The following is a 13,073-nucleotide window of genomic DNA, read 5'->3' on the forward strand; positions in this document are numbered from 1 at the left end:
ATGTCATGCCAGGTCGGACGGCCGGTACGGAGTATCGCCGCCCCCGTGCAGCCGGTCCCCGCTCGCCAGGATCGCCTCCGCCAGCGCCCGCCCCGGTTCCCGCGCCTCCGGGCGCCGGTCGTCGTGGACCAGGACGAAATCGACGTCACCGAGCGCGGGGAGGCCCGTCCGCTCGGGAACGCGGACCAGGCCCGGCGGGATCAGGCCGCGCGCGTGGGGCATGACCCCGAGGCCCGCGCGGGCGGCGGCGACGAGCCCGTTCAGGCTGCCGCTCGTGCACGCGACGCGGTACGCGCGCCCCTCGCGCTCCAGGACGCGCAGCGCCCGGTCGCGTGTGATGCCGGGCGGCGGGTACACGATGAGCGGGAGCGGCCGCTCCGGGTCGAGCCGCAGCCGCTCGCCCCCGATCCACACGAGCGCGTCGCGCCACACCAGCACCCCGTGCGTCTCCCCGGCGCGGCGCTTGGCGAGCACGAGATCGAGGCGCCCCTGGGCCAGCCGCTCGTGCAGCGTCCCGGACAGCTCCACGGTCAGCTCCAGGTCCACTTCAGGGTGCGCCAGCCGGAACGACTCCAGGATCTCCGGGAGCCGGGTCAGGACGAAGTCCTCCGATGCCCCGAAGCGCAGCCGCCCGCGCAACCGCGTCCCCGCGAAGTGCGCCGCAGCCTGCTCCTGCACCGCGAGGAGCCGTCGCGCGAAGCCGAGCATCGCCTCGCCGTCCTCGGTGAGCGCGACCGAGTGCGTGTCCCTGCCGAACAACGGCCGCCCGGTCTGCTCCTCCAGGCGCCGCACGTGCTGGCTCACCGTCGACTGCCGCACCCCGAGCCGCTGCGCGGCCCGCGTGAAGCTCAGCGTCTGCGCCACGGTGAGGAAGGTGCGCAGGTGGGAGGGCTCGTACACGGTGGGGGAGTCTAGTCGCCGGTTATCGCGTCATGCGATAACAGTCAGAGCGGTGTACGGGGTTCCCGATCAGCGGCGGGGTGCGGCACGATCGATGGCGCCCTCACCCACCCCGTACGCCCCGAGGACGGCCCCCGCTCATGAAACGCCTGCGGCTCCCGCTGGACCCGTACATCCTGTCGCTCCTCGGCACCGTCGCGCTCGCCGCGCTGCTTCCCGCGCGCGGCGGCTTCGCGAGCGGCGTCTCGGGCGCTTCGACGGCGGCCGTGGCGCTCCTCTTCTTCCTGTACGGGGCGCGCCTGTCCACCGCCGAGGCACTCGACGGGGTGCGGCACTGGCGGCTGCACGTCACCGTCCTGGCCGCGACGTTCCTGGTCTTCCCGCTGCTCGGCCTCGCCGCCTACGCGCTGCGCCCCTGGCTCCTGAGCCCCGACCTCTTCACGGGCTTCCTCTTCCTGACGCTCGTGCCCTCCACGGTCCAGTCCTCGATCGCCTTCACCGCGCTCGCGCGCGGCAACGTCCCCGCCGCGATCTGCGCGGGCTCCTTCTCCTCGCTCTTCGGCATCGTCCTCACGCCGCTGCTCGCCGCCGCGCTCCTCGGCGACAGCGGCGGCGGCCTCTCCGCGGGCTCGCTCGGCAAGATCGTCGTACAGCTCCTCCTGCCGTTCCTCGCGGGCCAGTTCCTGCGCCGCCTGCTCGGCGGCTTCCTGACCCGGCACAAGAAGGTGCTCGGGTACGTGGACAGGGGCTCGATCCTCCTCGTCGTCTACACGGCGTTCAGCGAGGGCATGGTGCGAGGCATCTGGCACCAGGTCACCGTCCCGCGCCTGTTCGCCCTGCTCCTCGCGGAGGCGGCGCTCCTCGCCGCGATGCTCGGCCTCACGTGGTGGGGCGCGGGACGCCTCGGCTTCCCGCGCGCCGACCGCATCGCGATCCAGTTCGCGGGCTCGAAGAAGTCCCTCGCCTCGGGGCTGCCGATGGCGAGCGTCCTCTTCGGCGCCCACGCCTCGCTGGCGGTGCTGCCGCTGATGGTGTTCCACCAGACGCAGCTGATGGTGTGCGCGGTGATCGCGCGCAGGAGGGCCGCCGACGCGGTCCCGGAGACGGAGGGCGAGGTGGCCGTGGGGACGGGGAGCGACCGGGGGTGAGGAGGGGGCGGGAGTACGGCCCCGCAGTCCCGCTCCTTCCCGGAGACCCCCGCCCTCATGGGTTCCGTCCCGCCGGGCCCGCACGTCCGCCGTCACCGCGCCGCCCGCAACCTGTGCCTCGCGGTCCCCGGCGTCTCGCTCGCCACGTGGGTCACCCGCACCCCGACATACGCGACAGCCTCGGCGCCTCGACCGCCGGGATGGGGCTCGTGCTCTCCGGCCTGTCGATCTGCTCGATGCCCGGCATCCTCGCCGCGGGCGCACTGGTCTCGCCGCGGGCGCACGGGTGGCCCGGTACGCGACCCGCCCCGTCGTCATCGCGGGCATGACGCTGGTCCCGCCGGGCGTCGGCGCCGTGGCGCTCGGCACGGCGGTGCCCGCGGCGCTCCTGGTGGCGGGGGGTCTCCCGCTCCTCCTCGGCGGCGTCGTCCCCGGCATGACCCTCGCGGAGGGCGCCGCGGCGACGGACGGGCCCCCGCTCCTGATGGTCGACGGCCACGACATGCCCGCCGCCGGACCCGGCTCGCTCGTCCACACGGGCTTCGCTGCCACGAGGGCGGCGGGCCGTTTCGCCGGGGGCCCGGTGGTGGCCCGCTTCGGCCGCGCGAAGGCCCTGGGCGCCGGTGCGCTCCTCCCGGAGCTGGGCATCGCCCCGGTCTCCTTCGCCGGCACCCCGGCACCCCGGCAACCCGGCACCCCGGCAACCCGGCGACGACGGGCTGCGCGGTTCTCCTCTGGCGACGGCGGCGGGCAGGGAAACGGCGGCCGGGAACACCGGCGTCGCGCGTGCTCAGCGCACCCCCGCGCCCTCCTCCGTCACCACCCTCTCCTCGCCCGCGTACACGTTCATCGAGTCCCCCCGCAGGAAACCCACCAGCGTCATCCCCGTCTCCGCGGCCAGGTCCACCGCCAGGGAGGACGGGGCCGAGACCGCTGCCAGGACCGGGATGCCCGCCATCGCCGCCTTCTGGGCCAGCTCGAAGGAGGCGCGGCCCGAGACCAGGAGGATCGTGCGGCTCAGGGGGAGGCGGGCGTCGGTGAGGGCGCGGCCCACGAGTTTGTCGACGGCGTTGTGGCGGCCCACGTCCTCGCGGACGTCGAGGAGTTCGCCGGACTCCGAGAAGAGGGCCGCCGCGTGGAGGCCGCCCGTGCGGTCGAAGACGCGCTGGGCGGCGCGGAGGCGGTCGGGGAGGGCGGAGAGGAGGGCGGGGGTGAGGCGCAGGGGCGGGGCCTCCTCGGCGAGCGGGAAGTGGGTCCGCGTACGGACCGCGTCCAGGCTCGCCTTTCCGCACAGGCCGCACGACGAGGACGTGTAGACGTTCCGTTCGAGGGTGAAGTCGGGGAGGGGCACGCCCTCGGCGAGCCGCACGTCCACGACGTTGTACGTGTTCGAGCCGTCGTCCGTCGCCCCGGCGCAGTACACGATCGACCGCACGTCGTCGGCGGAGGAGAGCACGCCCTCGCTCACGAGGAAACCGGCCGCGAGCGCGAAGTCGTCGCCCGGCGTGCGCATCGTGATGGCGAGCGGCTTGCCCGCGAGGCGTATTTCGAGTGGCTCCTCGGCGACGAGCGTGTCAGGACGTGCCGACACCACGCCCGCCCGTACGCGGGTGACCCGCCGTCGTTCCGTCACGCGTCCCATGAGCAGCCCGCCCTTTCGTGTCCTGTGGCCGCCGCCTGCCCGGGGAGGGCCGCGACACGCCTGTACGAGCGTGCCACGGCCCTCGGGCGGACGGTACGGGGAGGGGTCCGATCAGGAGCGGTCGGCCCCGGCCCGTACCGCTCACATGTGGACGACCGGCGCCGCGTGCTCCTCGGCGCGGTGCGCGCGGCGGCGGCGGAAGAGGAGACCGGCGGAGACGAGGCCGACGGCGAAGAAGACCGCCGTCCAGACGTACGCGTCGGAGTAGCCGTGCACCCCGGCCGCGAGCCGCGCCTTGGGGGCGCGCGCGTCGTGGCCCGCGAGGTAGTCGGCCGCGCCGCTCGCGACGATCGTGTTGAGCAGCGCCGTGCCGAGCGAGCCGCCGACCTGCTGCATCGTGTTGACGAGCGCGCCCGCCACGCCCGCCTCGCTGTGCGCGACCCCTGCCGTGGCCTGGCTCATCGCGGTCGCCATCACGGCACCCATGCCGAGCCCCGCGATGATGAGCGGCGGCAGCACGTCGGCCGCGTACCCGCTGTCCACGCCGAGCCGCGAGAGCCACAGCGCGCCGATCCCGCCGAGCAGCATCCCGGCGCTCACGACGAGCTTCGGGCCGAAGCGGGGGAGCAGGACGCTCGCCCCGGTCGTCGCCGTGACCATGATGGCGAAGCTCATCGGCAGGAACGCGAGCCCGGTCCGCACCGGGGACAGCCCCAGGACCTGCTGGAGGTAGTACGTCAGGAAGAGGCTGATGCCGAAGATCGCCGCACCCGCGATGAGCATCGCGACGTACGCGGCGCCCCGGTCGCGGTGCAGGAGGATGCGCAGCGGCAGGAGCGGGTGCGCGGTACGCGTCTGCCAGGAGCAGAAGGCCGCGAGCAGCAGGGCGCTCGCGACGAGGAAGCCCCACGTGCTGACGGACGACCACGCGTGCGTCTCGGCGTTCGCGAAGCCGTAGACGAGGCAGAAGAGCCCCGCGCTCGCGAGCAGCGTCCCCGGCACGTCGAGCCTCTTCGTACGGTCGCGGGCGGTGCGGCGCAGCAGGAGCAGGCCGCCGACGAAGGCGATCGCGGCGAAGGCGATGTTGACGTAGAGCGTCCAGCGCCAGTCGAGGTGCTCGGTCAGGATGCCGCCGAGCAGCAGCCCGAGCGCCGCGCCCGAGCCCGCGACCGCGCCGAAGATGCCGAAGGCGCGGCCGCGCTCGGCGGGGTCGGTGAAGGTCGTCGTGAGCAGCGAGAGCGCGGCGGGCGCGAGGAGCGCGCCGAAGAGGCCCTGCACGGCGCGCGCGATGATCAGGACCTCGAAGCTCCCGGCCGCGCCGCCGAGCGCGGAGGCGAGCGCGAAGCCGACGAGCCCTATGAGGAAGGCGTTCTTGCGGCCGAAGAGGTCGGCGACGCGGCCGCCGAGCAGCAGCAGCGAACCGAACGCGAGCGAGTAGGCCGTGACGACCCACTGGCGGTCCGCGTCGGAGAAGCCGAGGTCGATCTGCGCGGTGGGCAGCGCGATGTTCACGATCGTCGCGTCGAGGACCACCATGAGCTGGGCCACGGCGATGAAGACCATGATCAGCCAGCGGTGCGGCACGGGCCCCGGGGCGGTTCCGGCCCGCGCCGGAGCGGCGTCGGTGGTGGGGGATGACATGCGGTGCTTACTTCCTTGCGTCGAGTCGATAGGAGGCGCGCGGGGGCGCCGGGTGGAGCGGGGCGCGCGGAGGCGCCGGAACGGACCGGCACGCCAGGCGCCGGTGGGGGTGGGGCGTACGTGCCGGTACGGGGCCGGGCGCGGCGGGGACACCCTTGTCCCTGCCGCCCGGGTGTCCCTGCCGCCCGGGCCCGTACCGCCGCCGGGGTCAGCTGTGCCGCAGCGCGGGCAGCAGGACCTCGTCGACGAGCGAGGCGAGGTACGTGGGCGGGATCTGGCCTTCCAGGCTGCGGGCCAGGACCGAGCCGAAGGCGAGGCGCCCGATGTGCGCGGCGGCTGCGGGGCGCCGGGGCAGCTCGCCCCTGGCCACGGCCCGCTCGACGGCGGCGTCCAGCTCGGCGGTCTCCGGGTCGATGAAGACGGTGTGCAGCGCGGCCCGCAGCTCGGCGTCGTGCAGCGAGGCGTGCGCCACTGCCCAGAACACGGCGGCCGAGTCCTCGACGGCCGCGGCGTCCCGCTGCGCGTGCGCGAGCAGGTCGCCCCGGAGCGAACCGGTGTCGAGCGGGGTGTCCCTGTGCGGGCGCTGGCTGGAGACCGCGGCGGCCACGAGGCGCTGCTTGGTCCCGTGGAGCCGGTAGAGCGTCGCCTTGCTGCACTGGGCGCGCGCGGCGACGGCCTCCATGCTCAGGGCCTCGTACCCGGCGGTCCGCAGGACGTCGAGAGTGGCCCGCAGGAACTCCGACTCGCGCGCCGGGGTCAGCCGGGGACGGCGTACGGGTTTGCGCCCCGTCGCGTCCTGCTCCGGCTCTCCGGTCACCACGGCCTCCCCGCCGACACCTCCCGCGCGGGAGAAACGGTAACGTTTTTACCGGACGTACCGTAGCCCGTGGCGCGGGAAAAACGCAAACGTTTCCCAACCGGTCCGTTCGCACCGGACGCGGCTGCCGAGGCCCCTGTCGACCGCTACCGGCTCCCCGCGGCCGCCACCGGTTCTCCACGGCCTCACCGGTTCTCCACGGCCTCACCGGTTCGCCCCGGCCCCGTCGCTTCGCCGCGACCCCCGTCGTCTCCCCGTGGCCCCGTCGCCTCCCGTCGCCGGAGGTGTTCCGCGCTCCTTGGCGCCCCCCTTTCGCCTCGCGCGCCCCTGGCGCCCCGTGGTTCTGGGTGAACTCTCCAAGCCCGCCGCCCGAATCCTGTCGCTTTACCCACCTCCGTACCCGTCGGTAAGTGATCACGCTGGAACAATCCGTCTCTCGACAACGGAACACGGCTACGGAGGGCAAGACCCCCATGAACGGTTCACGGATCGTCGCGCTCGGTCACTACCAGCCCGGCCGGGTGCTCACCAACGAGGACCTCGCCGAGATGGTCGACACCAACGACGCGTGGATCAGGTCCCGCGTCGGCATCAGGACCAGGCACATCGCGGGTGACGACGAACCGGTCGACGAGCTGGCCGCCTACGCGGGCGCCAAGGCACTCGCCGCCGCCGGGCTCGCCCCCGGCTCCGTCGACATGGTGATCGTCGCGACTTCCACGGCCGTCGACCGCTCGCCCAACACCGCCGCGCGCGTCGCCGCGCGGCTCGGGATGCCCTCGCCCGCCGTGCTCGACGTCAATGTCGTCTGCGCCGGATTCACGCACGCCCTCGCCCTCGCCGACGCGACCGTCCGCGCGGGCACCGCCCGGCAGGCCCTCGTCATCGGCGCCGACAAGATGTCCGCGGTCACCGACTGGACCGACCGCAGCTCGTGCGTCCTCGTCGGGGACGGGGCGGGCGCCGCCGTCGTCGGGGCCACCCCGGAGGGTGAGGAGCAGGGCATCGGCCCCGTGCTGTGGGGCTCGAACCCGGCGATGGGCAACGCGGTACGCATCGAGGGCACCCCGGCGCGCTTCGCGCAGGAGGGGCAGACCGTCTACCGCTGGGCCACGACCCAGCTGCCCGCCATCGCCCGGCAGGTGTGCGAGCGCGCCGGGCTCACCCCCGAGGACCTCGCGGGCGTCGTGCTCCACCAGGCCAACCTGCGCATCGTGGAACCGGTCGTACGCCGCCTCGGCGCCGTCAACGCCGTGATCGCCAAGGACGTCGTGGACTCCGGCAACACCTCGGCCGCGAGCATCCCGCTCGCCTTCTCGAAGCTCGTCGAGCGCGGCGAGCTGAGCAGCGGCGACCCGGTGCTCCTCTTCGGCTTCGGCGGAAACCTCTCGTACGGGGGCCAGGTCGTCCGCTGCCCCTGAAACCGGCTGCTACCGGGGCGATCCGCCCGCCCCGCGCGCTCATTGACCCCTGCCGCCCGCTCCTTTGTCCTGAGCCGGGAGAAAGTAGGGGCCAATTCCCGCGCAAGTCCTTCCCCTTCCCGTACCCCACTGCTACGTTCCACGTCGAAAGCGCGAACGCCCGTGAGCGCGAAAACGCCGCGACCCGCCGCAAGCGGGGCACGGCGGCGGGCGGCGGCGCGAGGAATCGGACGGCCGGTGAGGCGGGGAGGGGCGCGTGAGACGCATGACGGCACGACCCGCCAACACGCATCAGGCCCGGTTGCTGCGACTGCTGCGCGACGGAGGACCCAACTCCCGCGCGCAGCTGGGTGATCAGGTCGACCTCTCGCGTTCCAAACTGGCCGTCGAGGTGGACCGGCTCCTGGAGACCGGGCTCGTGGTGGCCGACGGGCTCGCCGCCTCGCGGGGCGGCCGGCGCTCGCACAACATCCGGCTCGCGCCCGAACTCCGTTTCCTCGGCGTCGACATCGGGGCCACCTCGATAGACGTCGCCGTGACCAACGCCGAGCTGGAGATCCTCGGGCACATCACGCACCCGATGGACGTCCGCGAGGGGCCCGTCGCGGTCTTCGAGCAAGTCCTCGCTATGGCGGCGAAGTTGCGGGCATCGGGCTTCGCCGAGGGCTTCGACGGCGCCGGGATCGGCGTCCCTGGGCCGGTCCGCTTCCCCGAAGGCGTCCCCGTGGCGCCGCCGATCATGCCCGGCTGGGACGGCTACCCCGTCCGCGAGGTCCTGAGCCAGGAACTCGGCTGCCCCGTCATGGTCGACAACGACGTGAACCTCATGGCGCTCGGTGAGCAGCACGCCGGGGTGGCCCGTTCGGCAGGCGACTTCCTGTGCGTCAAGATCGGCACCGGCATAGGGTGCGGGATCGTCGTCGGCGGCGAGGTCTACCGGGGCACCACCGGCAGCGCGGGCGACATAGGGCACATCCAGGTCGAGCCCGACGGCAGGTCCTGCGCCTGCGGCAACAAGGGGTGCCTGGAAGCCCACTTCAGCGGTGCGGCGCTCGCCCGGGACGCGGAGGACGCCGCCCGTGAGGGCCGCTCGGCCGTGCTCGCCGAACGCCTCGGCACGCAGGGCGCGCTCAGCGCGGCCGACGTGGCGGCGGCAGCGGCGGCGGGCGATCCCGCTGCCCTCGACCTCATCCGCTCCGGGGGCAACCGCACCGGACAGGTGATCGCCTCGCTCGTCAGCTTCTTCAACCCGGGACTCGTGGTGATCGGCGGCGGGGTCACCGGCCTCGGCCACACCCTGCTCGCCGCCATCAGGACCCAGGTGTACCGCCAGTCCCTGCCCCTCGCCACGGGCAATCTGCCCATCGTCCTGGGCGAGCTGGGCCCGGCCTCCGGAGTCATCGGTGGCGCCCGCCTCATCAGCGACCACCTCTTCTCCCCGGCCTGACCCGCATAGGCCCGCCTCCGCACGTACAGCGCCACCCGTTCGACAGCACGAGCACCGGCACCACCGCACGAGCCGCACGACTGCACGAGCCGCACGACCCGCACCACCGCAAGAGCCGCGCCGCAATCAGTCACGCCCAAAACCTGCCGCACGCCTGAAACCTGCCGCACCCCGCAACACCCGCACCCCGACATCCGCCCGCGCCGGGAGGAGCCGGCCCCTCCGGCGTTCGCGGAGCGGGGCGCGGGGCGGAGCCCCACGCATCCGGGGCCCGGGGGCCCCGGCAGCGGCACGTCACCCAAGGGGACCGTCATGGCACAAGCGCACCACCCACCCGAGAGCCCGCCGCAGGCGCTCCTCACGATGACCGGGATCACCAAGGCCTTCCCCGGCGTCCGCGCACTCGACGGCGTCGACCTCGACGTACGCCCGGGCGAGGTGCACTGCCTGCTCGGCCAGAACGGCGCGGGCAAGTCCACCCTCATCAAAGTGCTCGCCGGCGCCCACCAGCCCGACGAGGGGACCATTGCCTGGCGCGGCGAGGACGTGGTCCTCAGGTCCCCAAGTGCCGCTATGGCGCTGGGAATTGCCACGATCTACCAGGAACTGGACCTCGTCGAGCACCTCTCGGTCGCGGAGAACATCTTCCTCGGCCACGAACGCACGAGCGCCGGTTTCGTGGTGCGCCCCGGCTCCGCCCGTGCCGAGGCGAGCGCACTCCTCGCGCGCCTCGGGCACCCCGAGATCGACCCGGGCGTCCTCGTCGGCAAGCTCTCCGCCGCACACCAGCAGATCGTCTCGATGGCCCGCGCGCTCTCGCACGACGTACGGCTCATCGTCATGGACGAGCCCTCGGCAGCGCTCGACCCCGACGAGGTCGAGAACCTCTTCCGCATCGTCGCCGACCTCACCGCCGACGGCGTCGCCGTGGTCTACATCTCGCACCGCCTGGAGGAGATCCGCCGCATCGGTGACCGCGTCACCGTGCTCAAGGACGGCCGCGCGGTCGCGGGCGGACTGCCCGCCGAGTCCACGCCGACGAGCGAGGTCGTCTCGCTCATGACGGGCCGCAAGGTCGAGTACGTCTTCCCCGAGCGCCCGGCCGTCGCCCCGGGGGCCGCCGTCCTCAAGGTCGAAAACCTCAGCAGGGAAGGGGAGTTCGCACCCGTCGACTTCGAGGTGCGGGCCGGTGAGATCGTCGGTCTCGCGGGCCTCGTCGGCTCCGGCCGCTCGGAGATCCTGGAGACGGTGTACGGGGCGCGCAAGGCCACGAGCGGCAGCGTCACCGTCGACGGACAGGCCCTGCGCCCGGGCAGCGTGCGCTCCGCCGTACGCGCGGGGATCGGGCTCGCGCCCGAGGAGCGCAAGGCGCAGGCGCTCCTCGGCCTCGAATCCGTCACGCGCAACGTCTCGGTCTCGACGCTCTCACGCTTCTCGAAGGGCGGCTGGATCGAGCGTGGCAAGGAGCGTGCGGCGGCCCGCGCGGCGACCCGCGAGCTGTCGCTGCGCCCCGACAACCCCGACGCGCAGGTGCGCACCCTCTCCGGCGGCAATCAGCAAAAGGCCGTCCTGGCACGGTGGTTGCTGCGCGGCTGCAAGGTGCTGCTGCTCGACGAACCGACGCGCGGCGTCGACGTCGGGGCGCGCGCCGAGCTGTACGCCGTCATCCGCAGGCTCGCCGACGACGGTCTCGCCGTCCTGCTCGTCTCCAGCGAGGTCCCCGAGGTCCTGGGGCTCGCCGACCGTGTCCTCGTCCTGCGCGAAGGCACCGTGGTGCACACGGCGCCCGCCCAGGAACTGGACGAATCCCGCGTACTCGACCTCGTCATGGAAGGGAGCCCGACGTCATGACGCAGCCCGCCTCACCCGCGCGCGAAGACGGTGCGGGAACCACGGCCGCACCCCCCGAGAAGTCCCCGGGGACGTCCCCGAAGACCGTCCCCGCCAAGCGCCTGGTCCGCTGGGACGGGCGTACCCTCACGCTCGTCGGCGTCCTCGCCGCGCTCGCCCTGGTGGGCGCGATCACCAAGCCCGACCAGTTCATCGCGACCTCGAACCTCCAGCTGATCCTGACCCAGTCCTCGGTCATCGGGGTCGTCGTCGTCGGCGTCACCTTCGTCATCATCTCCGGCGGCATCGACCTCTCGGTCGGCGCGATCGTCGCGCTCGCCTCGGTGTGGGCGACGACCGTGGCGACACAGGAGTACGGCTTCTGGGGCATCCTGTTCACCGCGCTCCTCGTCGGCCTCGCCTGCGGGCTCATCAACGGCGTACTCGTCGCGTACGGGCGGCTCGTCCCGTTCATCGCGACGCTCGCGATGCTCGCCTCCGCGCGCGGGCTCGCCCTCCAGATCACCGACGGCCAGACGCAGATCGTCTCCGTCACGTCCGTGCTCGACCTCGGCCGCCGCGAGAACTACGTGCTCGGCATCCCGCCCCTGGTCCTCGTCTTCCTCGCCGTCGTGGTCATCGGCTGGCTCCTCCTGAACCGCACCACCTTCGGGCGGCGCAGCGTCGCGGTCGGCTCCAACCCCGAGGCGGCCCGCCTCGCCGGGATCGACGTCCGCCGCCAGCGTCTCTACCTCTACCTGCTCTCCGGGCTGTGCTGCGGCATCGCCGCCTTCCTGCTCGTCATCCTGGTGGGCTCGGGCCAGAGCACCAACGGCAACCTGTACGAACTCGACGCCATCGCCGCCGCGATCATCGGCGGCACCCTGCTCAGCGGCGGACGCGGCACGATCGTCGGCTCCGTGCTCGGCGTGCTGATCTTCACCACGATCAACAACATCTTCGCGCTCAACAACCTCCAGACGGACGTTCAGCAGATCGCCAAGGGCGCCATCATCGTCATCGCCGTCCTCGTCCAGCGCCGCGACGCACGCGACACCTGAGCCCCGCGGACCCCCGCGCCCCGGCAGCCACCCCCCACTCCCCTCGCACCGTCCCGCACCACCCCACCACCCTCGCAGTACACGCCCTACGGGAAGGGTCACCGCCATGTCACACGCCACGAGCCGCAGAGGACTCCTCTTCGGCGGTGCCGCGGTCGGCGCGACCGCGCTGCTCGCCGCCTGCACCAGCAACGAGCCGGCCGAGGCCAAGGAGGAGAAGACCGAAGCGGCCCCGGCGGCCGAGGAGACCGGCAAGCACGTCACGATCGGCTTCGCCGGGCCGCAGGCCGACCACGGCTGGCTCAACGCCATCAACGTCCAGGCCAACGAGCGGGCGAAGAAGTACTCCGACATCACCTTCGAGAAGACCGAGGGCTCCAACGACACGGCCACCCAGATCGGCCAGATCGACACCCTCATCAACAAGAAGGTCGACGTTCTCGTCATCCTCCCCGCCGACGGCAAGGCCCTCACACAGGCCGGGCTCAAGGCGATGCGCGCCGGAATCCCCGTCGTCAACCTCGACCGCATCTTCGACACCCCGCAGGCGTACCGCTGCTGGGTCGGCGGCGACAACTACGGGATGGGCCTCAACGCCGGGCACTGGATCGGCGAACAGCTCAAGGACAAGAAGAACGCGAAGGTCATCGAACTCGCGGGCACCGACAGCCTGGAACTGACCCGGCAGCGCACCAAGGGCTTCGACGACGCCCTCAAGAACTACCCGAACATCAAGAAGGTCGCCCGCCAGGCCGCCGAGTTCACCGTCGAGTCGGGCCAGGCCAAGATGGCCCAGCTCCTCCAGGCGCAGAAGTCCTTCGACGCCTGCTGGAACCACGACGACGACCAGGGCGTCGGCGCCCTCCAGGCCATCGAGCAGGCGGGTCGCGACGGCTTCATCATGGTCGGCGGCGCCGGTGCCCGCTCCGCGATGGACCACATCAAGGCGGACGACGGCGTGCTGAAGGCCACCGTCCTCTACCCGCCGACGATGGCGGCGTCCGCGATCGATCTCGCCCGCGCCCTCGGTCAGGGCAAGGGGATCTCCGGCCTCTCGGAGTCCGAGATCCCCACCCAGCTGACCCTGTACTCGGCGGTGGTCGACAAGACCAACATCGACCAGTACCTGTCGAGCGGCTTCAAGTAGGCCGCCGCAGCGGGGGGTT

Annotated in this window: 11 protein-coding genes; 6 read left to right on the forward strand and 5 right to left on the reverse strand. The window is 72.9% G+C overall.

The window, feature by feature from the left end; translation table 11 throughout:
* Nucleotides 1-3: 3 nt before the first annotated feature.
* A complete protein-coding gene (locus ACQYWQ_RS26565) occupies nucleotides 4-900 on the reverse strand; it encodes a LysR substrate-binding domain-containing protein (protein ID WP_431038100.1) in 897 nt (298 codons plus the stop codon).
* 140 nt (nucleotides 901-1,040) lie between these two features.
* On the opposite strand from ACQYWQ_RS26565, the gene ACQYWQ_RS26570 reads away from it, so the two are divergent.
* On the forward strand, nucleotides 1,041-2,048 hold the full coding sequence (locus tag ACQYWQ_RS26570) for a bile acid:sodium symporter family protein (RefSeq protein WP_431038101.1): 1,008 nt from the start codon (nucleotides 1,041-1,043) through the stop codon (nucleotides 2,046-2,048).
* 151 nt (nucleotides 2,049-2,199) lie between these two features.
* Here ACQYWQ_RS26570 and ACQYWQ_RS26575 read toward each other — a convergent pair whose 3' ends face one another.
* The 4 genes from ACQYWQ_RS26575 to ACQYWQ_RS26590 form a co-directional block, all read right to left on the reverse strand.
* Nucleotides 2,200-2,583, reverse strand: a complete 384-nt coding sequence (locus tag ACQYWQ_RS26575) for a hypothetical protein (protein ID WP_431038102.1) — start codon at nucleotides 2,581-2,583, stop codon at nucleotides 2,200-2,202.
* 255 nt (nucleotides 2,584-2,838) lie between these two features.
* Nucleotides 2,839-3,690, reverse strand: coding sequence for a formate dehydrogenase accessory sulfurtransferase FdhD (gene fdhD, locus ACQYWQ_RS26580; protein WP_431038103.1), 852 nt, complete (start codon nucleotides 3,688-3,690; stop codon nucleotides 2,839-2,841).
* Nucleotides 3,691-3,831: 141 nt separating this feature from the next.
* Complete coding sequence (locus ACQYWQ_RS26585) at nucleotides 3,832-5,331, reverse strand: MFS transporter (protein ID WP_431038105.1); 1,500 nt, start codon at nucleotides 5,329-5,331, stop codon at nucleotides 3,832-3,834.
* A 208-nt stretch (nucleotides 5,332-5,539) separates the two neighbouring features.
* The gene (locus ACQYWQ_RS26590; protein ID WP_431038107.1) at nucleotides 5,540-6,148 is read right to left on the reverse strand and encodes a TetR/AcrR family transcriptional regulator; all 609 of its coding nucleotides are present in this window, start codon (nucleotides 6,146-6,148) and stop codon (nucleotides 5,540-5,542) included.
* Between the two features lie 473 nt (nucleotides 6,149-6,621).
* Here ACQYWQ_RS26590 and ACQYWQ_RS26595 point away from each other — a divergent pair, with 473 nt between their 5' ends.
* The 5 genes from ACQYWQ_RS26595 to ACQYWQ_RS26615 all read left to right on the forward strand — a co-directional run bounded on the left by ACQYWQ_RS26595 (nucleotide 6,622) and on the right by ACQYWQ_RS26615 (nucleotide 13,054).
* Nucleotides 6,622-7,569, forward strand: a complete 948-nt coding sequence (locus ACQYWQ_RS26595; protein WP_431038108.1) for a beta-ketoacyl-ACP synthase III — start codon at nucleotides 6,622-6,624, stop codon at nucleotides 7,567-7,569.
* Between the two features lie 265 nt (nucleotides 7,570-7,834).
* Complete coding sequence (locus tag ACQYWQ_RS26600; RefSeq protein WP_431038110.1) at nucleotides 7,835-9,016, forward strand: ROK family protein; 1,182 nt, start codon at nucleotides 7,835-7,837, stop codon at nucleotides 9,014-9,016.
* 363 nt (nucleotides 9,017-9,379) lie between these two features.
* Nucleotides 9,380-10,867 carry a sugar ABC transporter ATP-binding protein gene (locus ACQYWQ_RS26605; RefSeq protein WP_431039358.1) on the forward strand — a complete coding sequence of 496 codons (1,488 nt, stop codon included), beginning with the start codon at nucleotides 9,380-9,382 and terminating at the stop codon, nucleotides 10,865-10,867.
* Nucleotides 10,864-11,907, forward strand: a complete 1,044-nt coding sequence (locus ACQYWQ_RS26610; protein WP_431038112.1) for an ABC transporter permease — start codon at nucleotides 10,864-10,866, stop codon at nucleotides 11,905-11,907. Before ACQYWQ_RS26605 ends, ACQYWQ_RS26610 begins: the two co-directional genes overlap by 4 nt.
* A gap of 106 nt (nucleotides 11,908-12,013) precedes the next feature.
* A complete protein-coding gene (locus ACQYWQ_RS26615; protein WP_431038114.1) occupies nucleotides 12,014-13,054 on the forward strand; it encodes a substrate-binding domain-containing protein in 1,041 nt (346 codons plus the stop codon).
* Nucleotides 13,055-13,073: the final 19 nt, after the last annotated feature.

This window comes from Streptomyces sp. P6-2-1, assembly GCF_050613165.1.
In the GTDB taxonomy this organism is placed as follows: Bacteria; Actinomycetota; Actinomycetes; order Streptomycetales; family Streptomycetaceae; genus Streptomyces.

Excerpts from the sequence above, each read along its gene's own strand:
- ACQYWQ_RS26570 (WP_431038101.1), top strand. The coding sequence starts at position 1,041 with ATGAAACGCCTGCGGCTCCCGCTGGACCCGTACATCCTGTCGCTCCTC.
- fdhD (WP_431038103.1), bottom strand. The coding sequence starts at position 3,690 with ATGGGACGCGTGACGGAACGACGGCGGGTCACCCGCGTACGGGCGGGC.
- ACQYWQ_RS26585 (WP_431038105.1), bottom strand. The coding sequence starts at position 5,331 with ATGTCATCCCCCACCACCGACGCCGCTCCGGCGCGGGCCGGAACCGCC.
- ACQYWQ_RS26595 (WP_431038108.1), top strand. The coding sequence starts at position 6,622 with ATGAACGGTTCACGGATCGTCGCGCTCGGTCACTACCAGCCCGGCCGG.
- ACQYWQ_RS26600 (WP_431038110.1), top strand. The coding sequence starts at position 7,835 with ATGACGGCACGACCCGCCAACACGCATCAGGCCCGGTTGCTGCGACTG.
- ACQYWQ_RS26605 (WP_431039358.1), top strand. The coding sequence starts at position 9,380 with ATGACCGGGATCACCAAGGCCTTCCCCGGCGTCCGCGCACTCGACGGC.
- ACQYWQ_RS26610 (WP_431038112.1), top strand. The coding sequence starts at position 10,864 with ATGACGCAGCCCGCCTCACCCGCGCGCGAAGACGGTGCGGGAACCACG.
- ACQYWQ_RS26615 (WP_431038114.1), top strand. The coding sequence starts at position 12,014 with ATGTCACACGCCACGAGCCGCAGAGGACTCCTCTTCGGCGGTGCCGCG.